We start from the raw sequence: 24674 nt of genomic DNA, 5'->3' as shown, positions 1-24674 counted from the left end.
CAGGCGCGCCCCTCGACGCCGAGCCATCCGCGGGGCCAGCCGTCGGAGGTGGTCGCCGCGGCGCGGCGGGCGCGCCCGATCAGGTCGTCGCCCGCCTCGATCGCGGCGCGGACCGCGTCGTCGTCCCCGGCGGCGCGGGCGCGGGCCGCCAGTTCGGCGTGCGCCCACAGGCCGATCGCCGCGACGCGGATGACGGGGGCCTCCTGCGTGTAGACGCTCTCCCGCAGCGTCCGCTCGACGTGCTCGACCGCCTCGCCGGGGTCGCCGTTCCAGAGCGCGTGCTCGGCGGCGAGGCCGTGCGCGACGTAGTTGAGGAACGAGTCCCTCGCCCACAGCGGCGCGATCCAGCGCAGCCGCTCCTCCACCGCCGGGCTGCCCTGGGCGACCTCGGTGAACAGCGCGTACGCCGACACCTGCGCCTCCGGCGTCCGCGCGACCCGGACGGCGAACTCGCCGGCGAGCCGGTCCGCCTCCGCCCAGTCGCCGGAGGTGTAGTGGATCAGGTACCGCAGGCAGCGCAGGACGATCCCGTAGGTGCTCCAGCCGAGCCCGGCGTCCATCGTCCACTTCACGGCCTCGTCGGCCGCGGCGGTGGCGCCGGCGAGGTCGCCGCGGTCGAACTTCGCCCGCGCGTGGTGGAACGCGGCGCGCAGCGCGACGACCTGGCGGCCGCCCTCCAGCGCCAGGTCCCGGGCCCGCTCGAACACCTCGACCACGTCCGGGTCGGCCTCCCGCGACTCGCGGAACACGCCGAGCGTCACCAGCAGGCTCGCCTCGGCGCCGGTGGCGCCTGTGGCGCGCGCCAGCTCGATCGCCTCCTCCGCGACCGCGGGCATCTCGCCGTGCTCGTCCTTGTACAGCAGCGTGCGGGCGTAGGTGGACAGCGCGGCGGCGCGCTCGGGCCGCGGCGGGTCCGGCGGCAGCATCGCGACGGCGGCGCGGGCCATCTCCTGCGACTCGTCGTCCTCGTCGACGTCGGAGAGGTACTCGGCGAGCCGGTCCCGGATCCGGGCGCCGAGCACGACGTCCGCGGGGTCGGCGAGCTCCAGCAGGCGCCGCAGCCGGGAGATCGCGCGGCGCTGCTCGCCGGCCCGCCCCGACGTGCGGACGGTGTCGAGCGCCAGCCCCATCCGGTCGGTGCCGGACGCGCCCTCCGGGTCCGGCACCGCCTCCCACAGCTCCAGCGCCCGGTCGTAGTGCTCGAACGCCTCGTCGGGCGCGCCGAGCCGCTCGGCCTCCCGGCCCGCCCGCACCGACGCGGCGAACGCGGTCGGCAGGTCGTGCGCGGCGAGGCTGTGGTGCGCCAGCTCCGCCGCCGACCCGCGCCGCCCGCCCGGCGGGACGTCCGGGCCCGCGCCGAGCAGCCGGGCGAAGTCGGCGTGCAGCCGGGTCCGCTCGCCCGGCAGCAGGTCGGCGTAGACGGCCTCGCGCAGCAGCGCGTGCCGGAACGTGTAGCCGGTGCCCGCCGGGACGAGCAGCTGGTGCGAGACGACCTCGCGCAGCGCCTCCCCGACCGCGGCCTCGTCCAGGCCCGCCGCCCGGCGGACCAGCTCGTCGTCGATGCGGCGGCCGGCGACCGCGGCGACCCGGACGACGCGCTGCGCGCCGTCCGACAGCCGCTCGACCCGCGACAGCAGCAGGTCCGCGAGTCCGGCGGGCAGGTCGTCGCCGGTGCTCTCCGCCGAGTACAGTTCGGCGGCGTAGAACGCGTTGCCCTCGGAGCGGCGGTGTACCCGCTCGACGGTGCCGGCGGTGACGGGCGCGCCGCCGCCCGCCAGCCCGGCGAGGTACTCGGCGGTCTCGGCGGGCCCGAACGGGCGGACCTCGACGCCGGTCACGGTCGGCAGCCGCAGCAGCTCGGCGACCACCGGCCGCAGCGGGTGCCTGCGGTGCAGGTCGTCGGACCGGTAGGTGCCGACGAGGCAGACCCGCTCGCGCGACAGCACCCGGCTGAGGAAGGTCAGCAGGTGCCGGGTCGACCGGTCGGCCCAGTGCAGGTCCTCAAGGACGAGCAGGACGGGCCGGTCCCGGCCCTCGGTGCGCGCGCCGAGCTCGCCGAGCAGCCCGAGCACCGCGCCGAACAGCTGCTGCTGGCCGAGCTCGGACGCCGCGTCGGGGGAGCCCTCGCCGTCCGGGAGCAGCCGCCGCAGCACCGGGCGGGACTCCAGCGCCGCGCGCACGCCGGCCGCCTCGGGGCCGGTGCCGCGCGACGCGGTCCACAGCGCGTCCGCCAGCGGCAGGTAGGGCATGCTCTCGCCCAGCTCGGCGCACTGCCCGACCAGCACGGCGCAGTCCCGCTCGCGGGCGGCGGCGGTGAGCGCGGACACCAGATGCGTCTTGCCGACGCCGGCGTCGCCGCTGACCAGCACGACGGCGGCGCCGCCCGCGGCGGCCCGGTCGAGCGCGCCGGTCAGCTCCGCCAGCTCGGCGGTCCTGCCGATCAGCACTCAGCCGCCCCTTTCCGTCATCCCGCACAGTATCCCAGGGACCGGGATGAACCGCTCGCCGTACGGGCCCCTAGCGGGGCGCGGCGGGGCCCGCGGCGAACCGGGTGGCCAGCGCGGCCTTGTCGGGCTTGCCGCCGGGCGTGCGGGGCAGCTCGTCGATCTCCCACAGGTGCCGCGGCTCGCAGCGCGCCCCGAGTGCGCCGCGCACCAGCTCCCGGAGGCCGTCGAGGTCGACCGGCCGGCCGTCCCGCCCGACGACGACGCCCGCGAGGGCGCGCCCGGCGGCGTGCGGGAGCGCGAACACGGCGGCGTCGAGCACGGCCGGGTGGCCGGTGAGGACGTGCTCGATCGGGTGCGCGTACAGGCCGCCGGGGAGCCGGTCCTCGGTCCGGTCGAGCAGGAACAGGTGCCCGTCGCCGTCCATGCGGCCGACGTCGCCGGTGCGCAGCCAGCCGTCCCGGCACGCCGCGGCGGTCCGCGCGGGGTCGCCGGGGTAGCCGCTCATCCGCTGCGGCGACCGCGTCCACACCTCGCCGGCCTCGCCCGCGGGCAGGTCGGCGCCGTGCCGGTCGCGGACGCGCAGCTCGACGCCCGGCACGGCGCGCCCGACCGACATCAGCAGCTCGGGCCGGGCGTGGTCGCGCGGCTCCAGCACGGTCAGGAACCCGCCCTCGGACGTCCCGTAGTTCTGCATCAGCAGCGGGCCGAGCCGCCCGGCGGCCCGCGCGGTGCGGGCGGGCACGGCGGCGGCGCCGCCGTAGACGATCAGCCGCAGCGTCGTCAGGTCGGCGGGCGCGTCCTCCAGGTGCTCGGCGAGCCCGTACAGGTCGACCGGACGGCCCGCCATCAGGTGCGTCACCGCCTCCCGCTCGATCGTCTCCGCCAGCCGCTGCGGCCGCGCGTCCGGTTCCAGGACGGCGGTGCCGCCGCCCGCCAGCGTCCAGATCACGAACATGTCCGGCAGGTACCGCGCGCGGGGGGTGACCAGCAGCCGCCACGGCGGCGGCCCGTACATGGCCTGCGCGGCGGCGAGGTGGGCGGCTTCGGCGTCCGGCCCGTACGCCACGATCTTGTTCTGCCCGGTCGTGCCGCTGCTGAAGGTCACCAGGGAGGCGCCGTCCGGGACGCCCGGCATGTCCACGTCGCCGGTCGCGGGCGCGAGGTAGAGGTCGTCGTCGAGGGCCTCGTGGACGCGCACCGGGCACGCCGCGAGCAGCCTTTCCGCCTCCGCCCGCCGTGACGGGGCGTACAGCAGGGCGGACGCGTCCAGCGCCCGCATCGCCCGCACCACGACCTCGTCCGGCACACCGCCCCAGACGTGGACGAAACGGCACCCGAGCGCGAGCGCGACGATCCGCGCGACGGGCGACTCGGCGCCGGTGCCGTACAGGCACGCGATCGTGTCGCCCCGCCGGACGCCGCCCGCCGCGAGCCGCCCGGCCGCCGCCGACACCATGTCGAGGGCGTCGTCGCCGGACAGCCGCAGCCCGCCGCACACCAGCACCTCGCGCGGCCCCGCCGCCCGGAGGCCGTCCAGGAGCGCGGGCCCGAGCCCGTTCACCGGGACGTCCCGCCGAGCAGCACCGGCAGGGACGTGGTGCTCAGCGCGAGCACCGACCGCACCGGGTCCAGCTCGTCCGGCGGCTTGGCGAGCGCGAGCCCCGGGAACGCCCCGAACAGCGCGGACAGCGCCACCTCGCCCACGAGGCGGCCCAGCGGGGCGCCGAGGCAGAAGTGCGCGCCGTGCCCGAACGACAGGTGAGGCGGCGGGTCGGACGCGACGTCGAACCGCTCGGCCCGCTGCCCGTACCGGCCGGGATCGCGGCCCGCGGCGGCGAAGCACGCGAGGACGGCCTCGCCCTTCCGGACCGTCACGCCGCAGATCTCCACGTCCCGCACCGCGTAGCGCATCGGGAAGTGCCGCAGCGGCGACTCCAGCCGCAGCGCCTCCTCCACCGCCGCGCTCCACGGCCGTTCGCCGCCGCGCACCAGGTCGAGCTGGCCGGGGTCCGCCAGCAGCAGCCGCACCGCGTTCGTGATCAGGTTGACCGTGGTCACGTGGCCCGCCACGTACAGCTCCTGGACGGTGTCGAACACCTCGCCCTCGGTCAGCTCCGCGCCTTCCAGCGCGACCAGGTCGCTGATCAGGTCGTCGGCGGGGGAGCGGCGCCGCTCCTCGACGGTCTCCCGGATCACCGCGTCCCGCCCGGCGCGCGCGCCGGCCAGGCGCTCCGGCGTCCCGCGCGTCGTCGTGAGCACGTGGTCGTTGCCGGTCAGCTCCGCGCGGCGCTCGCGCGGGATGCCCATCACGTCCGAGATGACCTCGCACGGCAGCGGGTACGCGAACTCCCGGCGCAGGTCGACCGGACCGGGCGGCAGGCCCGCCAGCCGGTCGACGAACTCCGCCGTCACCGCCTCCACCCGGGGACGCATCGCGGCGATCCGGCGCGCCGAGAACACCCGCGACAGCGGGCCGCGCAGCCGCCGGTGCTCCTCGCCCTCCGCGTTCAGCATCGTCCTGGCCAGCACGATCGGGGCGAGCGACCCGTCCGCGCGCAGCGCCCGCCGCCCCTCCGCCGACCAGTGCCGGACGTCCCGCGACAGGTCCGGATGGGCGAGGACCGCCTCCAGCGCCGCATGCCGCGCCGCCGCCCACGCCCGCACGCCCTCGACCTCCACCGGCACCAGGGCGCCCGCCTCCCGCAGCCGCGCGCTCTCCCCGTGGACGTCCCGGACCGCCGGATCCAGGACGAACCGGGCCCGCTCCGGGGCCGTCACACCCGCTCCGGCGTCGCTGCGAGCCGTCCGGCGTCGACGCCGGGGGCGCGGCCGGAGTACAGGTCGCGGACCACCTCCCCGGCGGCCGGCGCCGTGCACAGCCCGTGCCCGGAGAACCCGGCCGCGTACAGGAACGGGATCGCGCCCGGCAGCCGCCCGATGAACTCCGTCCGGTCGGGGCTGGCGTCGCGGACGCCGGTGAACGCCGTCCGCACGTCCGCCCCGGCCAGTGCCGGGTACACCTCGGCCAGCCGCTCGCGCACCCGCGCCCGCCACCCGTCCCGGTCCGCGCCCGGATACCCCATGCCGACCAGCAGCCCGTCCCCGCGCCTGCGGACGAGCAGGCCGCTCGCCGCGTGCAGCGTCATCGGGACGTCCGGCATCGGCGCCCCAGACGGCGGCGGACCGCACTCCAGCAGCTCCTGTTCGACCGGGTCGCCGAGCGGCAGCTCCACCCCCGCCGAGCGGGCCAGCGGCGCCGACCAGGCCCCGGCCGCGCACACGACGGCGTGCGCGGCGAGCGGCCCGTCGCCGGTGTCGACCCGGCCCGCGCCGATGTCGACCGCCTTCACCGGGCAGCCCGTCCGCAGCTCGGCGCCCGCCCGCCGGGCCGCCTCGGCGAAACCGGCGACGATCGCCGCGGTGTCCGAGACGTACGCGTCCGGGGACCACGCCGCCGCCACCAGCGGGACGTCGCCGAGCAGCGGGTTGCGCCGCCGCGCCTCGTCCGCGCCGATCAGCTCGACGTCGACGCCCGCGGCGCGCTGCGCGGGCAGATCGGCCTCGCATGCCGCCACCTGCTCCTGCTCGCCGAACAGCACCAGGTAGCCGACCCGCCGGAGCGGCACCGCGGCCCCGGCCCGCTCGCCGAACGCCCGGTACGCGGCGAGGCTCCGCACCGCCATCGCCGAGCTGACCGGATTGCCGGGAAAGTAGGTGCGGACGACGTCCGCCGTCGCCCGCGACGCCCCCGACCCCAGCTCGTCCCGCTCCAGCAGCACGGTCCGGACGCCCGCCTCCGCCAGATGGCACGCCGCCGACAGCCCGACGACCCCGCCGCCGATCACCACCGCCGGACGCGGGCCGCTCACGACGCGGCCCCGGCCTGCCGCAGATGGTCGCCGACGTTCCACGGGAACAGGTGCAGGTTCCATCCGCCCAGGCAGTTCACATACAGCGCCATGTGCGCCATCACGGCGGCGAAGTCCTGCCGCCGGTCCAGCCGGTCCAGGCCGTCGAGCAGCCGCTCGGTGAACCCGCCGAGCTTCTCCAGCCCGCAGTAGGCGAGGAACTCCGCCGGCACCGCGATCAGCGCGTGCGCCATCCGCCGCAGCGGCTCCAGCGGCAGCCCCTCGTGCGCGGCGCGGACGAGGCCGCTGTAGGCGTTGTATCCCAGCGGCCGGGTCTCGCCGTTGACGAACAGCAGCGTCGTCAGGACGGTCCCGTGCGTCCCGGCGCGCGACGCGATGCGCCCGTCGTGCAGGTCGACCAGTTCCTGCGGCGGGTCCAGCCAGATCCGCTCCGTCTCCGCGTGCACGTCGCCGACCAGCGCGTCCATCTCCGGGTCGGCCGCGGTCAGGCGCGGCACGCGGTGCCCGCCCGGCTCGCCGGCACGGCGCACCTCCGCGACGACCGGCTTCTTGGACGAGTACACCGACTCCCACACGGCTCGTCCCGCGTCGGCGAGCGCGTCCAGGTCGCCTTCCGTGACCCGCCCGATCGGCGTCGCCGCCATCGGCTCGGTCAGCTCCCCGTACTTGATGCCGAGGTGCTGGAGCCGCGAGCAGAACAGCGTGCCGTCCGGCACGGCCCGGCGGTCGACCCGGTGCACGGCGGGCAGGTGGAGCACGTCGTGCACGGGCGCGACGTGGTACAGGTGGTGGCCGGCGACCAGCGCGTGCCCCTGCAGGCTCCGGTACGGCAGCGCGTCCCAGATCGCGTCGGCCAGGACGGGGTTGCGCTCGTCGAGGTCGGCGGCGACGGTGACGCCCAGCACGGGCCACCCGATCTCAATGCGTCTCGATGTCTTCACAGTCCGTAGCAATACCCTCTGACCTGCGAAAACATGCTCCCCCGCCAGGCTGAGCCCGCACGATCCAACCGGTAGGAGGCGAGCCTTCAAGAGGGCGCAGCAACCTAAACGACCACGCGAGCGCGCTATCTGACCGGTGGGGCGAAGCCGGAGGCGAGCCTTCAAGTGGGCGCAGCGACCCGAGCGACCACGCGAGCGCGCTATCTGACCGGTGGGGGCGAAGCCGAAGGCGAGCCCCCACCGGGAAGCTCGCGAAGCGAGTTCGCGCTCGCCCAAGATCGGTCAAGGGGCGAGCCGCCAGGCGAGCCCCTTGGGCCGAGATTGCAATAGCAAGGCCCCGGATCTGGGGGGAGGATCCGGGGCCTGCGGTCGGTGGGGGGTCAGCCGGCGAGTGCGGGGACGCGCTCGGTGTCGCTCTCCACCTCGTCCTCGGGGACGGGTTCGGGGTCGGGGACGGGCAGGATCCGCTCGTAGGCGCGGAGCGTCTCGGCGGCGATCCGGTCCCACGAGTAGCGGGACCGGGCGCGGTCGGCGGCGGCGATGGAGTAGCCGTGCAGGGTGGTCTCCTCGCCGAGGAGCCGGCGCACGGTGCGGCCGATGACGGCGGGCCGCCCGGCCGGCACGTGCAGGCCGGTGATCTTGTCGAGCACCTCGTCGGTGTTGCCGCCGGCCGGGGTCGCCACCACCGGGACGCCGCAGGCCATGGCCTCCAGCGGGGTGGTGGGGCAGGGCTGGGCGGGGGTCAGGCAGAGGACGAGGCTGGCGGTGCGCAGCAGCTTCGGCAGCGACTTGCGCGGCAGCCGGCCGAGGAAGATGACGCGGTCGGCGACGTGGAGCTCCTTGGCCAGCATCATGAGCCGGTGCACGACCGGGTCGTTCTCCAGGTCCTCGCGGGCGGGGCCGCCGGCGACGGCGAGCTCGGCGCCGGGGACGTGGACCAGGGCGCGCAGCGCGGTCGCGACGTCGCCGGACTCGAGGTCGTCGCAGACCATCACGAGCCGGTCCCGGTCGCCGTGCGGCATCGCGGGGCCGACCTGGGCGAACTGGTCGGCGTCGACGGCGTAGGGGACCACGGCGACGGACGGCCGCGGGACGCCCATCCGGACCACCGCGCCCGCCTCCTCGGCGTGCCCGGCGAGGACGATGTCGGCGCCGCGGCCGATCGCCTTCTCCAGGCGGTCGCGGTGGGGGTGGACCTGGTGGCCGGCGCGCCGCTCGGCGGCGGCGACGCCGTGGTAGCTCTGGGCGAAGGGAATGCCGAGCTCGCGGGCGACGGCGCAGGCGGCGAGGCCGCCGATCCAGCCGTGCGCGTGCACGAGGTCGGGGCGTCCGGCGCCGGACCAGCGGTGGCGCAGCTCGTCGGCGAGGTCGCGGACGTGGTCGAGCAGCTCGTCGTCGGTCAGCGGGCGGGCCGGGCCGGCGTCCAGGTGGACGAGCGTCGCGCCCGGTCCGAGCCGGACCCGGCCGCGGGCGTCCTCGGCCTGGCGCCGGGCATAGACCGTGACCTGGTGGCCCGCGTCCGTGCGGGCGAGCGAACGGGCGAGATCCCGGACGTGGACTGACTGCAGGTGTTCGCCGTCAAGGTCGGAGGCGGACACGAGAGCGATGTTCAGCGTGCGGTGCATGACGTATCCTCCGGGACTACACAGGGGAAGCCTGGAGGTATCTGCGTCGTAGACACCTGACTCGCTGGAGACTATTTCCGGCCGCTCTCCCCGTCAAACCTCGCGAATCGGAACGCTCTCCCCATCGCGCCCCCTCCAGGGCCTCTCACCAGCGTGGATACTGGAAGGGATGGACGAAAGTTCGCTCTGGTACGTCGCGTACGGCTCGAACCTCTTCCGCGAGAGGTTCCGCTGCTACCTGTCCGGCGGGCGTCCGGCGGGCGGCGCCCGGCACTACACCGGCTGCCGCGATCCGCGCCCGGCCCGCGCCGAGCTCTCGGTCACGCTGCCGGGCGGCATCTACTTCGCGCTGACGTCCCAGGTGTGGGGCGGCGGCATGGCGTTCTACGACCCGGCGCTGCCGGGGCGCGCGGCGGCCCGCGCCTACCTGCTGACCCGCACCCAGTTCTGCGACGTGGTGTCCCAGGAGATGCGCCGCGACGTCGGCGTGGACCACGACCTGTCGGAGGCCGTCGCGCACGGCCGGCAGCGACTCGGCCCCGGCCGCTACGAGACGATCGTCAAGGTCGGCGAGCGCGGCGGGCACCCGATGCTGACGTTCACCGCGCCGCATTCCTCGTCGGCCGCCGAGCTGAACGCGCCGTCCGCGCCGTACCTCACCATGCTCGGCAACGGCCTCCGCGAGGCGCACGACTGGCCGGCGGCGCGCGCCGCCGCGTACCTCGCCGCCTGCCCCGGCGCGTCCGGGACCTGGACGCGGCACCGCATCGCGGCGCTTCTCGGCCCGCCCCGCCCTCCCGGTGACGGCGCGGGAGGGCTACGTTCGTCGCATGAACGTCGGTGACGTCGTTGACGACTTCGAACTGCCCGACCAGACGGGCGAACCGCGCACCCTGACCGGCCTGCTGGAGCAGGGCCCGGTCGTCCTGTTCTTCTACCCGGCCGCGATGACCCCCGGCTGCACCGCCGAGGCCTGCCACTTCCGCGACCTCGTCGCCGAGCTCGCCGAGGTCGGCGCCCACCCCGTCGGCGTCAGCGCCGATCCCGTCGCCAAGCAGCAGGAGTTCGCGGAGAAGAACTCCTTCGCCTACCCGCTGCTTTCCGACCCCGAGGGCACGGTCCGCGCCCGCTTCGGCGTCAAGCGCGGCCTGGCCATGCTGCCGACGAAGCGGCAGACCTTCGTCATCGACACCGACCGCCGCGTCCTGGCCGTCATCAAGAGCGAGATCCGCATGAACACCCACGCCGACAAGGCCCTGGAGGCCCTCAGAGCCCGCTGACCTGCGGCGGCGCCCCGGGAGTCAGCTCCGCGAGTCAGCGCGGAGCGGGACGACCGGGAGGATGATGGCGCTCGGGTGGTCCGGGGTGTGCAGGACCTCCTGGTCGGCGGTGAGCATCTCGGTGGCGGTGCCGATGGGGGCGCCGGTGCCGGGGTTGCGGGCGACGCGGGGGTAGGCGCCGCTGGCGACCTGCACGCGGACGCGGTGGCCGCGGCGGAAGCGGTGCCCGGCGGGCCACAGCTCGACGGTGACGCGGCGGACGCCGTCCTCGCCGGGCTCGGGCGAGCCGGGGACGAGCCGCCGCATGCCCTCGCACAGGTTGAGGGACTCGCCGTCCGGGGTGACGTCGCAGAGCCGGACGACGAAGTCGGTGTGCTCGCGGTTCGACCGGACGTGCAGGTCCGCGGTGACCGGGCCGATGATCTCCAGGTCGTCGTCCAGCACGGGCGAGGTGTAGACGAGCACGTCGCGGCGGCGTTCGAGGCGGCGCTGGTCGGTGACGGGATGGGTCTCGCCGAGCAGGGTCGGGCCGCCGAGGAACGGCGTCGGGTGCTCGGGGTCGTACCGGTAGGTGTCGGGCTCGGACTCGGGCGGCTCGCCGGGGGAGAGGGCGCCGGCGGGCTGCAGGTGCCAGCGCTCCTCGCGCATCCCGGGGACGGGCCAGTCGGGGAACTCGCGCCACTCGTCGGCGCCGGTGACCAGCAGCCGGACGGGCTGCTCGCGCAGGCCGGACGGGTCGTCCAGCAGGTGCGCGCGGAACCACTTGACGGACTCGTGCACCGAGCCGCGCATCATCCGCTGGTCGGCGTGGAACCAGGGGCCGATGGTGAGGTAGGGGCGGTGCCCGGCGGCGCGGAGCGCGGCGTAGTCCTTGAGCTGCCACGGCAGGAAGATGTCGTACCAGCCGCCGGTCATGTTCACCGGCGCGCCGACCTGGGAGACGGTGGGGCTGAAGTCGCGCTTGTCCCAGAACGGGGTGTCGGGGCCGTTGACGAGGAGCTCCTGGAAGAACCGCTGCTGCTCGCCGGTCGCGATGCGGTCGAGTTCGGCGAGCGGGCGGCCCGACAGGGCGGCGCGCCGGGCGCGGCGCGGCGACATGATGCCGGTGGTGATGCCGGACAGCGAGTTCTTCATCCGGGCGGTGAGGTCGACCCAGATGAGCGCGGACTCCAGCGCGAACGTGCCGCCGACGTTGACCGCGTCGCGGAAGGTGGACGCGGTGACCTGCATCGACAGCGCTTTGAGCTCGGGCCCGGCCTCGGCGGCGACGGCCCACTGCACGTAGCCGAGGTAGCTCGGGCCGTGCATCGCGAAGGTGCCGCCGAACCAGGGCTGCTCCTTCAGCCACGCGATGGTGGCGAGGCCGTCCTCGCGCTCGTCGAGCGCCTCGAACACGCCGCCGGAGCCGAAGCCGCCGCGGACGCTCTGCACCACGGCCTGGAAGCCGTGCGAGGCGAACGCCTGCCCGCACATGAGGCCGAACGGCCCGCGCCGCCCGTACGGGGAGCGGACGAGCACGACCGGTGCGCGCTCGACGCCGGCGGGGGCGTACCGGTCGGCCAGCAGCGTCACGCCGTCGGCGGCCGGGACCTTGAGGTCGCGGTCGACCGTCACCTTGTGGGGGCCGTTCCGCAGTCCGAGCGCCGTGACCCCGAGCCGGCGCATCCTCTCCACGCCTACCACTTGATCGATCGTATCCGGCGGGTGACGGGAACCCCGCTGTGAGGTGTCTCGCAGAATTGCGGGGTTTCACTACGATCGAGGGCGGTTTGCGGCAAGGATTGCGCACTGCCGAGGGACGGGCGGCGCGGGGCCGCACCGGAGGAGGGAACGATGCACCACGCCTTTCACGGGGTGAGCTGGGAGCGGTTCGTCGCCGCCGCCGTCGTGATGGTGGCGGCGCTCGCGATCGCGGTCGTGCTCCGGGTGCTCACCGCCCGGCTGTTCCGCCGGGCCGGCGACACCCGCTGGGCCTGGGACGACCTCGCGGCGCGGCTGGTGCGCGACCTGGCGGTGCCGGTGGCGCTGCTCACCGGCGCGTGGTTCGCCGCGAAGACGCTGAAGATGCCGCACGGCACGCTCATCGTGACCGGGCGGGTGCTGTCGGCGGCGACGATCCTCGTGTTCTCGCTGGCGCTGGCCCGGATGATTGCCGGGGTGGTGACGTCGGTCGCGTCGGCCCGGCAGGGCACCGCCGCGAACGTGACGATCTTCGCGAACATCACCCGGGTGCTGGTGATGGGCATCGGCATCCTGATCATGCTGCAGAGCCTCGGCGTGTCGATCACGCCGCTGCTCGGCGCGTTGGGCGTCGGCGGCCTCGCGGTCGCGCTGGCGCTGCAGGACACCCTGGCGAACCTGTTCGCCGGCGTGCACGTGCTGGCGTCCAAGACGATCGAGCCGGGCGACTACATCAAGCTGGCCACCGGCCAGGAGGGGTACGTCGTCGACATCAACTGGCGCAACACCTCGATCCGGACGCTGTCCGACAACATCGAGGTCATCCCGAACCAGCGGTTCAGCGACACGATCCTCACCAACTACCACCGGCCGGCGCAGGACATGTCGGTGATGGTGTACGCCAAGGTCGCCTACGACGTGGACCTCGACCGGGTGGAGAAGCTGCTGGTGAAGGTCGGCAAGGACGTCATGCACGACGTGCAGGGCGGTATCGAGGACGCGAACGTTCTGGTGCGCTTCGACGACTTCAACGACTCGACCGTCGGCTTCCACGTCATCCTGCGCTCGACCGAGTTCGGCGACCAGTTCGAGATCAAGCACCAGTTCCTGAAGCGGCTGCACCGCGTGCTGCGCGAGGAGGGCATCGCGCCGCCGTACTGGCACCACCGCGTGGTCGTCGACGAGACGGCGCGCAAGGACGAGATGGCGCTCTGAGCCCCCGCGCCCCCGCGCCCGCGCGCGCCCGCGCCCCCGCGCTGGGCGCCGCTCCGATGCTCCGCCCCGGTCAGGGGCGGAGCATCGGCATGATGACGTCGTCGACCAGGGAGACGATGAACGCGTCGGTGACCTCGGACGACTCGGTGAGGTTGTGGTACACGATGACCGCCGGGCCGACGTTGGCGACCTGCCGGGTCACCGCACCGGGACGGACCACGCCGCGCGCGGCGCCGTCCTCGAGGACCCGGTAGAGCGCCTCCTTGACCGGGCCGGTCATCCGCGACTGCACGACGTCGTGCATGAGGCCCTTGCCGTCCTCGCGGGCGGTCTCCTCCTTGAGGACCCGGACCGGCGCGCCGTGGCAGGCCTCGATCGTCCGCTGGAACGTCCGGCACAGCCGCAGCACGTCCGCGCGGACGTCGCCGCTCGGCTCCTGCGCGGGCGGCTCGGGCAGGACGTGCTTGAGGGCGTCGGTGATGAGCTCGTCCTTGGACGACCAGCGCCGGTAGAGCGCGGCCTTGCCGGTGCGGGCGGCGGACGCGACGCCCTCCATGGTCAGTTTCCGGTAGCCGACCGCTTCGAGCTGCGCGAACACCGCGTCGAAGATCGCCGCTTCGAGCGCGTCGCCGCGCCTGCGGGTGGCCGGGGTCACCGCGTGCTCCCAGAAATAGTGAACGCGAACGTTCTCTTTCGTGCCGATCGGTGGTACGTTCCCCACATAGTGTACTTCGCCGTTCCCTAATTTCCCGTTCCGGAGGTTCGCCGTGCCTGCCGCACCGCACGGGCGGACGGCCGCGCCGGAGGAGCCCACCGCTCCGCCGGCCGGTCCCCGCGTCCATCATCGTCCAGGCGTCGTCCTCGCCGTCATCGTGGGCTGCCAGCTCATGATCGGCCTCGACACCTCCGTCGTCACCATCGCGCTCCCCGATCTCCGGGCGGGCCTCGGGCTGTCGACCGGGGGGCTCGCCTGGGTCCAGAACTCCTACATGCTCGCATTCGGCGGCCTGCTGCTGCTCGGCGGGCGCGCCGGGGACGTGTTCGGCCGCCGCCGCACGTTCACCGCCGGCGTCGCGCTGTTCACCGCCGCGTCCCTGCTCGGCGGGTTCGCCGACGCGGGGTGGTGGCTGCTCGCCGCGCGCGCCGCGCAGGGCGTCGCCGCCGCCGTCGCCGCGCCGAGCGCGATGGCGCTGATCGCCACCAACTTCGAGGGCCAGGCCCGGGTCCGCGCGCTCAGCGTCTACTCCGCCGTGACGGGCGCGGGCGCCGCCGCCGGCATGCTCGTCGGCGGCGTCCTCACCGAGGCGGCGTCCTGGCGGCTGGTCTTCTTCGTCAACGTGCCGGTCGGCGTCGCGCTGGCGCTGCTCGCCCCGCGCGTGCTCGCCGAGACCGCCCGCCGCCCCGGACGCTTCGACGCGACCGGCGCCGTCACGGCCACCGCGGGCATGACCGCGCTGGTCTACGCGCTGATCCGGGCCGGCTCGGACGGCTGGGGCGACGGGCGGGCGCTCGCCGCGTTCGGCGCCGCCGCCGTCCTGCTCGCCGCGTTCGTCGCCGTCGAGGCGCGCACGGCGCAGCCGATCATGCCGCTGTGGCTGCTCACCGGGCGCGACCGCGCCGCGTCCTACCTGTGCCAGCTGCTGCTGGTCGGGGCGAACTTCGGCGCGTTCTTCTTCTGCACCCTGTACCTGCAGCAGGTCCTCGGGTACGGGCCGCTCAAGGCCGGCGCGGCGTTCCTGCCGTTCGTCGGGCTCCAGTTCGCGACGGTCCGGGCCGCGCCGCGCCTGCTGCAGCGGTTCGGCGCCCGCGTCCTGGTCATCGCCGGGATGGCGTGCGCGCTGGCCGGGCTGCTGTGGCTGACGCGGCTCTCGCCCGGCGACGGGTACGCGGCCGGGGTGCTCGGGCCGTTCGTGCTGATGGGCGCGGGCGGCGGCCTGTCGATCATGCCGCTGAACGCGACGATCCTCGGCAGCGTCGGCCCCGCCGACTCCGGCGCCGCGTCGGGGGTCGCGCAGACGATGCTGTGGTCGGGCGGGTCGCTGGGCTCGGCGGTCATGGTGACGGTCTTCGGCTCGGGCCACGCCGACACGGCCGCGCTCATGCACGACATGGACGCCGCGTTCGCGACCGGCGCGGGGTTCGCCGCCGCCGCGCTGCTGGTCGCGGTGGCCGTGCTGCGGGTCGAGCGGTGAGGGGGCGGGCGGGCCGCCTGCGGCCTGCCCGCCGCTCCGATGTGCCGCTGCCAGGGCCGCTGCCGGGGCCGTGCGTCCCGCGCCCGCCGGCTCCGCTCAGCTCTGCGGGGAGCGGGTGTCGGCGAGCCGGCCGCCGATGCTGCCGGCGGCGTAGTCGAGGTGCTTCTCCAGCGCGACGAGCGCCCCGTCCTCCGGGTAGGAGTCGAACCGCACGTCGTCGGCCAGCGACCGCATGATCATCAGGCCGCGGCCGGCCTCGGAGACCGGGTCGGGCTCGGGGATCCGCTCGGCGTCGAACCCCCGGCCCGAGTCGATCACCTTGATCACGCAGCGCTCGTCGTGGATGGCTGCCCGCACCGTGTAGTCGTCGCCGTGCCGGGCGTGCTTGATCACGTTCGTGCACGCCTCGGTCAGCATGACCTCGATGTCGTCCCGGATGTGCTCGTCCACGCCCAGGGCCTGCAGCGACGCGTCCAGGATCTTGCGCGTCGCGGGGACGCTCGCCGTCTCCCGGGGGAGCAGGAGGTCCAGGCTGATGTCCATGTCGCGTCTCCGTCGTCTCCGGCGTCCGTCTCCTTGACACGTGCCCTGGGCCCCGCGCTCAAACCCCCGCCGACCCCCGCCTCAGCGGCCCGCCGCCCCACCGGCCCCCGCGGCCCCGCCGGTCACGCCCGTCCGCCGGCGCCGTCCGGCCAGGCGCCGCGTTCCACGATGTCGAGGACGAGCGCGCCGATGTTCCACGCGTCGTCGGCCCCGGAGTGGTGCCGGCCCTCCAGCGGCAGCCCCGCGTGCCGCAGCGCCCCCGCCATGCCCAGCCTGCGCGGCAGCGCGTGCGCGGCGGAGTAGGCGGCCTTGGCGTTGGTGTGCCGCCGCCCGAACGGGTACCGGACGCCCCCGCCGCACTGCCGCTCGAACTGCTTGCGGTCGTAGTCGCCCCAGCTCGCCCACGCCCGGAAATGGGACCGGTGCTCGCGCTCCAGCAGCGCGCACGCCTCGGCGAAGGGGATCCCGCCGTCCACCTCGTCCTGCGTCAGCCCGGTCAGCTCGGTGCAGAACGCGCTGACCGCCGACCGCTCCGGCCGCACCAGGACGCGGTGCTTCGCGACGCGCCGCCGCTCCTCCAGATCGACGACGCACAGCCCGATCTCGATGATCTCGTGCACCTGCCCGGGCGCCTTGTGCTCCCAGCACGTCGCCTCGACGTCGACGACGTTGAGGTACCGTCCGAACCGCTCGTCCATGGACCGGGACCGTACCGGCGCCCGCGCCGGCGCCACGACCGGTTTTTCAGGGGGTGTCGGCGGGGCGCGGCGCGTAGTCGTCCACGTACTCCTGGCCCGACAGGTGCTGGATCGCGTCCATGATCTCGTCGGTGACGACCCGGGCGACCTTGCCGCGCGGCATCCCCTCGTCGCGCCCCGCGAACCGCATCGGCGCGCCGATCCGCACCTCGATCCGGCCCGGCTTCGGGACGACCTGCCCGCGCGGCTGCACCCGGTCGGTGCCCTTGATCGCCACCGGGACGACCGGCGCGCCGGTGCGCATCGCCAGCCGCGCCACGCCCGTCCGGCCCCGGTAGAGCCGCCCGTCCGGCGACCGGGTGCCCTCGGGGTGGATCGCGAAGACGTCGCCGCGCTCCAGCACGGCCGCGCAGGTGTCGAGCGCGTCGAGCGCGGCCCGCCCGCCCGAGCGGTCCACCGCGATCGCGCCGACGCCGCGGAAGAACGTCGCGGTGGCCTGGCCCTTCACGCCCGTCCCGGTGAAGTACTCGTGCTTGCCCAGGAAGTGGACCCGGCGGGGCACGATCAGCGGCAGCACGAACGAGTCGATGAACGCCAGGTGGTTGGCCGCGAGGATCACCGGCCCCGTCCGCGGGACGTTCCGCAGGCCGCTCACCCGGGGGAGGAAGGCCACCCGCATCGCGGGTCCGAGAACGACGTACTTCATCAGGGGATAGACAACGCGTTCTGGGTCCATGTCCGAGAACGCTATGGCGCCCGCGCCCGCCCCGGCGGTGGTGGGCCGTTACAAGTTCGACCCTTGGAAGTTTGTAGGTCTCCGCACTGGACCCTCTTTAGCTGCGTCAAATTGAATTGGGTGCAATCGATCGAAGGGACCGGCATGGACGTCCACTACACCGCCGTCGCCACCGCCAACGGCCGCGACGGGCGCGCCGTCAGCTCCGACGGCCGCCTCGACCTCGCCCTCGCCCCGCCCCGCGAGATGGGCGGCAGCGGCGACGGCACCAACCCCGAGCAGCTGTTCGCCGCCGGCTACGCCGCCTGCTTCGCCAGCGCCCTCGGCGCCGTCGCCCGCGCCACCCGCACCGACGTCCGCGACGTCTCCGTCACCGCAGAGGTCGGCATCGGCGGCAGCGTCGAGAAGGGCTTCGGCCTCAGCGTCGTCCTGCGCGTCGAGCTCCCCGACGGCCTGGAGAACGGCCGCGAGCTCGTCGAGCAGGCCCACCAGGTCTGCCCCTACTCCAATGCCACCCGCGGCAACATCCCCGTCGACCTCGTCATCGAAGGACCCGCGGCCTGGGGCGCGCCGCCCGGGGGGGGGCGGCACGCCACAGGCCGGCGCCGGTCAGCTCGACGCCATCGCGGCCCGCTGCGCGCGGATGACCTTGCGCACCGCCGGCGCCGCCGGGCCCGACCGCGCCGTCAGCTCCGCGATCCGCCGCTTGTGCCGCCGCCGCTCGGACCCCGGCAGCACCGACGCCAGCTCGCCCGCCGCCGCCAGCGCCACCGCCGCCGCGTCGTAGCTGTTCACGTGCGCCACCGGACGGCCCCGCAGCGCCGACGACGCCCCGCCCCACAGCTCCTTCACCACCCGCGGGTCCCGCACGGTGATCTCCTCGGCCGGGAACAGGCCCAGCACCCGGCGCTCCCGCACCCGGATCCAGTGGCCTCTCTCCAGCTCCTCGCGCACCGCCCGGACCGTGGACCGGGCCTCCCGGCGCACCCAGTGGTGCCAGGGCCGCGGCCGCGACCCCGCGATCTGCCCCAGCAGCCCGTACGGGTCCTCGCCGGGCGTGCCCGGCACCGGCCGGCCCCGCTGCTCCTCCAGCCGCCCGTCCAGGAACAGCTCGGTCAGCGCCGCCCCCCGCAGCACGTACCCGAGCCGCGAGCCCCGCGCCGTCATCCGCTGCTTCCGCAGGTCGTAGGCCAGCAGGTACATCCTCGCCGGCAGCGTCTCCGGAACCTCGACCATCGCTACTCCTCGTTCGCCCCCGGCCGCGAGCCGCGCTCGCCCGGTGCCCCCTGCCCGTTGGAAGCCCCGTCCTCCGGGGCCGACCGCCCGTCGGGCGCCTTGCGCGGCCGGCCCGGCCGCCGCATCCGCCCCGCCGACCCCGGCATCCGCCCGGCGTCGGCCAGCGCCTGCCGCAGCAGGAACTCGATCTGGGCGTTGGTGCTGCGCAGCTCGTCCCCGGCCCAGCGCGCCAGCGCGTCGTGCACGGCCGGGTCGAGCCGCAGCAGGATCTTCTTGCGCTCCGTGGCCACTGCTCGCGGTCACTGGTAGAGCGTGCCGGTGTTCACCACCGGCTGCGCGTCCCGGTCGGCGCACAGCACGACCAGCAGGTTGCTGACCATCGCCGCCTTGCGCTCCTCGTCCAGGTCCACGACGTCCTCCTCGTCCAGCCGGTCCAGCGCCCGCTGCACCATGCCGACCGCCCCGTCGACGATCCGCTCCCGCGCCGCGACGACCGCGCCCGCCTGCTGCCGGCGCAGCATCGCCTGCGCGATCTCCGGCGCGTACGCCAGCCGCGTGATCCGCGACTCCACGATGTCCACGCCCGCCGAGGCGACCCGCTGCCGCAGCTCGTCCGACAGCTGCCCGGTGATCTCGTCCGCATTGTCGCGCAGCGACGTCCGCTCGGCCGCGTCGTAGGGGAAGCTGCCCGCGATGTGCCGGACGGCCGCCTCGGTCTGGAACGCCACGAACTCGACGAAGTCGTCCACCTCGAACACCGCCCGCGCCGTGTCGCGCACCTGCCAGACGACCACCGCCGAGATCTCGATCGGGTTGCCGTCCAGGTCGTTGACCTTCGCCAGCCCGGTCTCGTGGTTGCGGATCCGCGTCGACACCTTCCGCCGGTCCGTCAGCGGGTTCACCCACCGCAGCCCGTCCTCGCGGACCGTCCCCTTGTACCGTCCGAGCAGCTGCAGCACCCGCGCCTCGCCCGGCGCGACCGGCGTCAGCCCCAGCGCGATCACCAACCCGGCGATGATCAGCACGATCCCGGCCGCCACCCCGGCGGCCGACGCCGCGCCGTCACCCGCCAGCCCGGCCACGAGCGCGCCGATGCCCACGAGCACCACCACCACGGCCAACCCGAACATCGGCCACCCGCCCCGGTCCCGCGCCGCCCGCTCCTCGACCCGCGGCCGCGGCATCTCCACCTGCGCCGTCCCGTCCACCATCCCGGCCACCCCTTCCTCGGTTATCACCAACATAGCAAAGTGATATCACTTTTCCAAATGCCGATGCCCGGCCCCTGGTCCAGAGGCCGGGCGTGGGGCGGGCGGGTCATCGGGGGGTGGGGACGGGGGTTTCGTCGGGGGTCTCGTCGGTGGTGTCGGGGATGACCTTGGGGACGGAGCGGAGGGTGACCAGGGCGAAGACCGCGACCAGGGCGGCGAGGCCCGCGCTGCAGAGCAGGGCGCCGTGCATGCCGTCCACGAAGGCGTCGCGGGCGGCGCCGAGGAACGGGCCGGCGACCTTGGCGGGCAGGGAGGAGGCGGCCTCGAAGGCGCCGGCGAGGGAGTCGCGGGCCGCGGACGCGGCCGGGGCGGGGACGTTCGCCGGCACGTGCAGGGCGTCGCGGTAGACGGCGTTCAGGACGCTGCCGAGGATCGCCATGCCGAGCGCGCCGCCCAGCTCGGTCGCCGTCTCGGAGATCGCGGACGCGGCGCCGGAGCGGTCCTTCGGGACGGACGCGAGGACGGTGTCGGCGGTGGTGGTCAGGGCCATCCCCATCCCGATGCCGGAGCACAGCATCCCCGCCAGCATCACCCAGTAGGAGGTGTCCAGGCCGACGGTGACGAAGAGGGAGAACCCGCAGGCGGAGACCAGCATGCCGATCGCGACGACCCGGGCGCGGCCGAGGGCGTTGATCAGCGGCGGGGCGAGGGCGGCGCCGCCGACCATGGCGCCGGCGGCGCCGGGCAGCCCGGCGAGGCCCGCCTTCAGCGGCGACCAGCCGAGCGCCAGCTGAAAGAACAGCGAGAAGATCAGCGACTGGGCGACCAGGGCGAACATCGCGAACATGTTGGTGCCGACGGAGCCGGAGAACGCGGCGCGGCGGAACAGCCGGACGTCGATCAGCGGCTCGGCGATCCGGGTCTGCCGGATCCAGAACGCGGCGAGCGCGACGGCGCCGATCACCGCGGCGACGGCCACCCGGGGCTCGTCCACGCCGTGCGCCGCCGCCTCCTTGACCGCGTACACCAGGCCGAGGACGCCGGCGATCGACAGCGGCACGCTCACCAGGTCCAGCCGTCCGGTCACCGCGGTGCGCGTCTCGGGCAGCACGAGCGCCCCGGCGGCGAACGCCACGACCATGATCGGCACATTGATCAGGAAGACCGAGCCCCACCAGAAGTGGTCCAGCAGCGCGCCGCCGATGACCGGGCCGAGGCCGACCGCGAGGCCGCCGATGCCGCTGAAGATGCCGATCGCCATCGTCCGCTCCTTCGGGTCGCTGAAGACCCGGCGGATCAGCGACAGCCCGGACGGCATCAGGGTCGCGCCGGCGACGCCGAGCAGTGCCCGCGCCGCGATCAGCAGCTCGGCGCTCGGCGCGTACGCGGTGACGGTGGACGCGACGGCGAACAGCGCGGTGCCCGTGAGCAGCAGCTTCTTGTGCCCGATCCGGTCGCCGATCCCGCCCATGGTGATCAGCAGGCCGGCGAGCGCGAACCCGTAGGCGTCGGCGATCCACAGGATCTGGGTGGCGGACGGGTGCAGGTCGGCGCTCAGGTGGGGGATGGCCTGGTTGAGCGCGGTCAGGTCGATGTTCGGCACGATGGCGAGGAGGCAGCAGATCGCGAACGTGCCCCATTTGCGGGCTGAGGAGTACATGTCCGCAAGGTTCGCGGGGCGCGCTGACGGGGCGCGCACCGTCCGCTGACCGTCCCGCACCCGGCGGTGCGCGAGTCGGTGCGCGGGCCCGGCGCGACCCGGGACGCGGGGCCCGGGCGGCGGGTGCCGGGTCAGTCGCCGGTCAGCTCGCGCCAGGAGTCGGACGGGGGCAGGCCGGCGCCCACGTCGAGCATCGCGAGGGCCTCGTCGCGGCCGAGGGCGGCGCCCTCGGCGAAGGCGGCGTCGTAGCGTGCGTCGCCGAGCGCGGCCCGGGCGTCCGCCTGGACCCGCTCGGCGTCGGCGTCCCCGGGGACCTGCGGACCGCGCAGCAGCGCCGCGACGCCCGCCAGCCGCGCGGCCCGCTCGGCGTCGCCCTCGGCGAGCGCGGCGCCGCCGAGCCCCACGGCGGCCTCGGCCTGGTAGGTGAAGATCGGGTGGTCGGACGAGATGCTCAGCGCCTCCCGGAACAGCTCCCGCGCGCGCGCCGCGTCGCCCTCGGCGGCCGCGATCCAGCCGAGCCCGACCAGCGCGGTCCCGCGCACCGCCCGCGCGATGAACCGCTCCGACGCGAACTGCGTCAGCGCCGCCTCGTACAGCCGCCGCGCCTCGGCGAGGTCGCCGCGCAGCCGCGCGATCCCCGCGAGGCCGGTGTGGCCGCCCGCGACCTTGTCGGGGGCGCCCGCCCGGCGCGCCAGCTCGATGCCCCGCTCCAGCTCGGCGGCCGCCCGGTCCGGGTCGCCGGCGTGGACGAGGACCTCCGCGCGCCGGTACAGCAGGTCGGCGGTGTCCTCCAGCGCGCCGAGCTGCCCCGTGAGTTCGAGCGCCTCGTCCAGCAGCTCCAGCGCGCGCTTCCGGTCGCCGCGCCAGTCCGCGATCTGGGCGAGCGGGTCGAGGGAGTTCGCGGTGCCCCACCGGTCGCCGCACTCCCGGAACCCCGTGACCGCCGCCGTGCACGACTCCTCGGCGCGGTCGATCTCCCCGCTGAACTGGCGCAGGAACCCGTCGCTCATGTTGATCAGCGCCCGCGCCCACGGGTCGTCGCCGACGTGTACCGAGAACACCGCGAACTGCGTCCGGCTCGGTCCCGCCGTCAGCGCGTACTGCACGATCGTGGACGGGTACGTCAGCACCCGGCGGATGCCGTGCAGCAGCGTCTCCGCGCGGTCCAGCCAGATCTGCGCGCGGTCGCCCGTCACGCCCGCCGACACCGCGTTCATCACGCACAGGACGTACTCCTCCTCGCACCCTTCCGGCGGGTCGAGGCCGACGACGTCCAGCAGCTCGGCCGAGATCGACGCGCCCTCGATCCGGCCGCGCAGCCACCAGTACCACGACAGCGCCGCGACCATCCGCAGCGCCAGCACGGTGTCGAGGCGGACGCCGCGGCGCAGCGCCGCGTGCAGGTTGCCGTGGTCGGCGGCCAGCAGCCCGAGCCATTCCAGCTGCTCGGCGCCCCGCAGGTGCGGTTCCGCACGCCGCGCGAGGTCCAGGAAGTACTCGGCGTGCGCCCGCTGGAACCGCTCGTCCTCGCCGGCCTCCTCCAGCCGCTCGGCGCAGAACGCCCGGACGGTGTCGAGCATCCGGTACCGGGTCCCGTCGCTCTGCAGCAGCGACTTGTCGGCCAGCTCGACGAGCAGCTCGTCGGCGTCGTCGAGGTCGCAGACCCGCGCGGCCGCCTCCAGCGTCAGCCCGCCGGAGAACACCGTCAGCCGCCGCGCGAGAGTCTGCTCCGCGTCGTCCAGCAGCTCCCAGCTCCACTCGACGACGGCGCGGAGCGTCTGGTGCCGGGGCGCCGCCGTCCGGTTGCCGCGCGACAGCAGCCGGAACCGGTCGTCCAGCCGGGTCGCGACCTGCTCCACCGGCAGCGACCGCAGCCGCGCCGCCGCCAGCTCGATCGCCAGCGGCAGCCCGTCGAGCGCCCCGCAGATCCGCAGCACCGCGTCCACGTTGCCCTCGTCGACCGCGAAGCCCGGACGCACCGCCGCGGCCCGGTCGGCGAACAGCCGCACCGCCGGATACGCGGTGACCTCCGCGGCGGGCGTGCCCTCGGGCGGCAGCGCCAGCGGCGGCAGCGGCCACAGCGCCTCCCCGGTGATCGCGAGGGCCTCCCGGCTGGTCGCCAGCACCCGCAGCAGCGGGCAGGCGCTCAGCAGCCGGTGCGCCAGCGGCGCGACGGTCGCGACCACGTGCTCGCAGTTGTCCAGGACGAGCAGCATCCGCCGCCCGCTCAACGCCGTGACCAGCCGTTCCGCCGCGTCCGCCGGCGGCTCGCCGGGGCCCGCCATCATCGCGCTCTCGCGGAGCCCGAGCGCCCCGAGCACCGCCTTGGTCACCTCGGCCCGGTCGACCGGGGCGAGGTCGACGAAGCAGACCTCGCCGTCCTCGCGGCCCGCCGCCTCGACCGCCAGCCGCGTCTTGCCCGCGCCGCCCGGCCCGAGCAGCGTCACGAGCCGGCCGCCGGCCAGCATCGCGCCGACGCGCCGGACCTCTTCCTCGCGGCCGACGAAGCTGGTGAACTGCGCCGGCAGGTTCAGCCGGACGTCCTCCGCCTGGGCCACGGGCCCCTCCACGTCGCCGCGGAGGATCGCCATGTGGACGTCCGCCAGCTCGGGTGACGGGTCCGCGCCGAGTTCGTCCGCGAGGACGCGCCGGCCGTCCTCGAACGCCTCCAGCGCCTCCGCCTGCCGTCCCGCCCCGTACAGGGCCCGCATCAGCAGCGCCCGCGCGCGCTCCCGCAGCGGCCGCGCGTCCAGCAGGCCGCGCAGTTCCGGGATCACCGCGTCGAACTCGCCGAGCGCGAGCCGCGCCTCCGCGTGGTCCTCGGCGACCGCCGCCCGCGCCTCCTCCAGCCGCGCCGCCTGCGCGTCCGCGAACGGCGCGGACCGCACGTCCGCCAAGGCCGGGCCCCGCCACAGCTCCAGCGCCTCCCGCAGCAGCGCGGCCGCCCGCACGTGATCGCCCGCGCCCAGGGCCCGCCTTCCGTCCCGGGCCAGCCCCTCGAACCGGTGCACGTCGACCGCGTCCCGCTCGGCGAGCAGCCGGTACCCGGCGGGATGCCCCTCGACCAGCGCCGCGTCGCCCAGCCCCCGCCGCAGCCGCGACACCTGCGACTGCAGCGCGTTCGCCGCCCCGGCCGGCGGTTCCTCCCCGTACAGGCCGTCGATCAGCCGCTCGCCCGTCACGACGCGGCCCGCGTCCAGGGCGAGCATCGCCAGCAGCGCCCGCACCCGCGGACCCCCCACCGCGACGGACCCCGCCTCGCCATGGGCCTCGACGGGCCCCAGAACCCCGAACAGCATGGCCCTGATTGTGGCGTATCCCCTCAAGTACCGTGGTCGTCC

At 75.2% G+C, this 24674-nt stretch carries 20 protein-coding genes and 1 pseudogene; 5 read left to right on the top strand and 16 right to left on the bottom strand.

What is annotated here, in order from left to right; all coding sequences use genetic code 11:
• The 6 genes from F9B16_RS26255 to F9B16_RS26230 form a co-directional block, all read right to left on the bottom strand.
• Positions 1–2447 (bottom strand): ATP-binding protein (locus F9B16_RS26255; RefSeq protein WP_151542801.1); only part of this gene is annotated, 2447 nt, incomplete at its 3' end.
• Positions 2448–2517: 70 nt separating this feature from the next.
• Positions 2518–4008, bottom strand: a complete 1491-nt coding sequence (locus F9B16_RS26250) for a class I adenylate-forming enzyme family protein (protein WP_192808999.1) — start codon at positions 4006–4008, stop codon at positions 2518–2520.
• Positions 4005–5225 carry a cytochrome P450 family protein gene (locus tag F9B16_RS53710; protein WP_151542799.1) on the bottom strand — a complete coding sequence of 407 codons (1221 nt, stop codon included), beginning with the start codon at positions 5223–5225 and terminating at the stop codon, positions 4005–4007. The genes F9B16_RS26250 and F9B16_RS53710 overlap by 4 nt, the downstream gene beginning before the upstream one ends.
• A complete protein-coding gene (locus tag F9B16_RS26240) occupies positions 5222–6316 on the bottom strand; it encodes an NAD(P)/FAD-dependent oxidoreductase (RefSeq protein ID WP_192808998.1) in 1095 nt (364 codons plus the stop codon). The genes F9B16_RS53710 and F9B16_RS26240 overlap by 4 nt, the downstream gene beginning before the upstream one ends.
• Positions 6313–7257, bottom strand: coding sequence for a cucumopine synthase-related protein (locus F9B16_RS26235; RefSeq protein WP_151542797.1), 945 nt, complete (start codon positions 7255–7257; stop codon positions 6313–6315). The genes F9B16_RS26240 and F9B16_RS26235 overlap by 4 nt, the downstream gene beginning before the upstream one ends.
• Before the next feature lie 380 nt (positions 7258–7637).
• On the bottom strand, positions 7638–8882 hold the full coding sequence (locus F9B16_RS26230) for a glycosyltransferase (protein WP_151542796.1): 1245 nt from the start codon (positions 8880–8882) through the stop codon (positions 7638–7640).
• 169 nt (positions 8883–9051) lie between these two features.
• Here F9B16_RS26230 and F9B16_RS26225 point away from each other — a divergent pair, with 169 nt between their 5' ends.
• The gene (locus F9B16_RS26225) at positions 9052–9726 is read left to right on the top strand and encodes a histone deacetylase (protein WP_151542795.1); all 675 of its coding nucleotides are present in this window, start codon (positions 9052–9054) and stop codon (positions 9724–9726) included.
• Positions 9713–10162 carry a peroxiredoxin gene (locus F9B16_RS26220; RefSeq protein WP_151542794.1) on the top strand — a complete coding sequence of 150 codons (450 nt, stop codon included), beginning with the start codon at positions 9713–9715 and terminating at the stop codon, positions 10160–10162. The genes F9B16_RS26225 and F9B16_RS26220 overlap by 14 nt, the downstream gene beginning before the upstream one ends.
• A gap of 21 nt (positions 10163–10183) precedes the next feature.
• Here the strand turns inward: F9B16_RS26220 and F9B16_RS26215 are convergent, their stop codons facing one another.
• Positions 10184–11827: a CocE/NonD family hydrolase gene (locus tag F9B16_RS26215; RefSeq protein ID WP_151542804.1), complete on the bottom strand. Its 1644-nt coding sequence runs from the start codon at positions 11825–11827 to the stop codon at positions 10184–10186.
• A gap of 168 nt (positions 11828–11995) precedes the next feature.
• Here F9B16_RS26215 and F9B16_RS26210 point away from each other — a divergent pair, with 168 nt between their 5' ends.
• The gene (locus F9B16_RS26210) at positions 11996–13057 is read left to right on the top strand and encodes a mechanosensitive ion channel family protein (RefSeq protein WP_151542793.1); all 1062 of its coding nucleotides are present in this window, start codon (positions 11996–11998) and stop codon (positions 13055–13057) included.
• 70 nt (positions 13058–13127) lie between these two features.
• Here the strand turns inward: F9B16_RS26210 and F9B16_RS26205 are convergent, their stop codons facing one another.
• The gene (locus tag F9B16_RS26205) at positions 13128–13712 is read right to left on the bottom strand and encodes a TetR/AcrR family transcriptional regulator (RefSeq protein WP_192808997.1); all 585 of its coding nucleotides are present in this window, start codon (positions 13710–13712) and stop codon (positions 13128–13130) included.
• Positions 13713–13824: 112 nt separating this feature from the next.
• Between F9B16_RS26205 and F9B16_RS26200 the strand changes: the two genes are divergently transcribed.
• Positions 13825–15249, top strand: coding sequence for an MFS transporter (locus F9B16_RS26200; RefSeq protein ID WP_151542791.1), 1425 nt, complete (start codon positions 13825–13827; stop codon positions 15247–15249).
• A gap of 96 nt (positions 15250–15345) precedes the next feature.
• Here the strand turns inward: F9B16_RS26200 and F9B16_RS26195 are convergent, their stop codons facing one another.
• The 3 genes from F9B16_RS26195 to F9B16_RS26185 all read right to left on the bottom strand — a co-directional run bounded on the left by F9B16_RS26195 (position 15346) and on the right by F9B16_RS26185 (position 17196).
• A complete protein-coding gene (locus F9B16_RS26195; protein ID WP_151542790.1) occupies positions 15346–15792 on the bottom strand; it encodes an ATP-binding protein in 447 nt (148 codons plus the stop codon).
• A 122-nt stretch (positions 15793–15914) separates the two neighbouring features.
• Positions 15915–16490 (bottom strand): 3'-5' exonuclease, encoded by a 576-nt coding sequence (locus F9B16_RS26190; RefSeq protein ID WP_151542789.1) that lies wholly within the window; start codon positions 16488–16490, stop codon positions 15915–15917.
• 46 nt (positions 16491–16536) lie between these two features.
• Positions 16537–17196 carry a lysophospholipid acyltransferase family protein gene (locus F9B16_RS26185; protein ID WP_225991955.1) on the bottom strand — a complete coding sequence of 220 codons (660 nt, stop codon included), beginning with the start codon at positions 17194–17196 and terminating at the stop codon, positions 16537–16539.
• Positions 17197–17370: 174 nt separating this feature from the next.
• Here F9B16_RS26185 and F9B16_RS26180 point away from each other — a divergent pair.
• Positions 17371–17709: pseudogene (locus F9B16_RS26180) on the top strand (Ohr family peroxiredoxin); the annotation flags it as partial.
• Positions 17710–17835: 126 nt separating this feature from the next.
• On the opposite strand, the gene F9B16_RS26175 reads toward F9B16_RS26180, so the two are convergent.
• The 5 genes from F9B16_RS26175 to F9B16_RS26155 all read right to left on the bottom strand — a co-directional run bounded on the left by F9B16_RS26175 (position 17836) and on the right by F9B16_RS26155 (position 24632).
• Positions 17836–18462 (bottom strand): GOLPH3/VPS74 family protein, encoded by a 627-nt coding sequence (locus F9B16_RS26175; protein WP_151542787.1) that lies wholly within the window; start codon positions 18460–18462, stop codon positions 17836–17838.
• Between the two features lie 2 nt (positions 18463–18464).
• Positions 18465–18752 (bottom strand): hypothetical protein, encoded by a 288-nt coding sequence (locus F9B16_RS26170; RefSeq protein WP_151542786.1) that lies wholly within the window; start codon positions 18750–18752, stop codon positions 18465–18467.
• Positions 18753–18761: 9 nt separating this feature from the next.
• Positions 18762–19673, bottom strand: a complete 912-nt coding sequence (locus F9B16_RS26165) for an SPFH domain-containing protein (protein ID WP_151542803.1) — start codon at positions 19671–19673, stop codon at positions 18762–18764.
• A 106-nt stretch (positions 19674–19779) separates the two neighbouring features.
• Complete coding sequence (locus tag F9B16_RS26160) at positions 19780–21333, bottom strand: MFS transporter (RefSeq protein WP_151542785.1); 1554 nt, start codon at positions 21331–21333, stop codon at positions 19780–19782.
• Positions 21334–21464: 131 nt separating this feature from the next.
• Positions 21465–24632, bottom strand: coding sequence for a BTAD domain-containing putative transcriptional regulator (locus tag F9B16_RS26155; protein WP_151542784.1), 3168 nt, complete (start codon positions 24630–24632; stop codon positions 21465–21467).
• Positions 24633–24674 lie beyond the last annotated feature (42 nt).

The sequence above is a fragment of the Actinomadura montaniterrae genome (genome assembly GCF_008923365.1).
Taxonomy (GTDB): domain Bacteria; phylum Actinomycetota; class Actinomycetes; order Streptosporangiales; family Streptosporangiaceae; genus Spirillospora; species Spirillospora montaniterrae.
The sequence above is the reverse complement of the archived record's forward strand: the minus strand, read 5'-3'. Positions and strand labels throughout refer to the sequence as shown.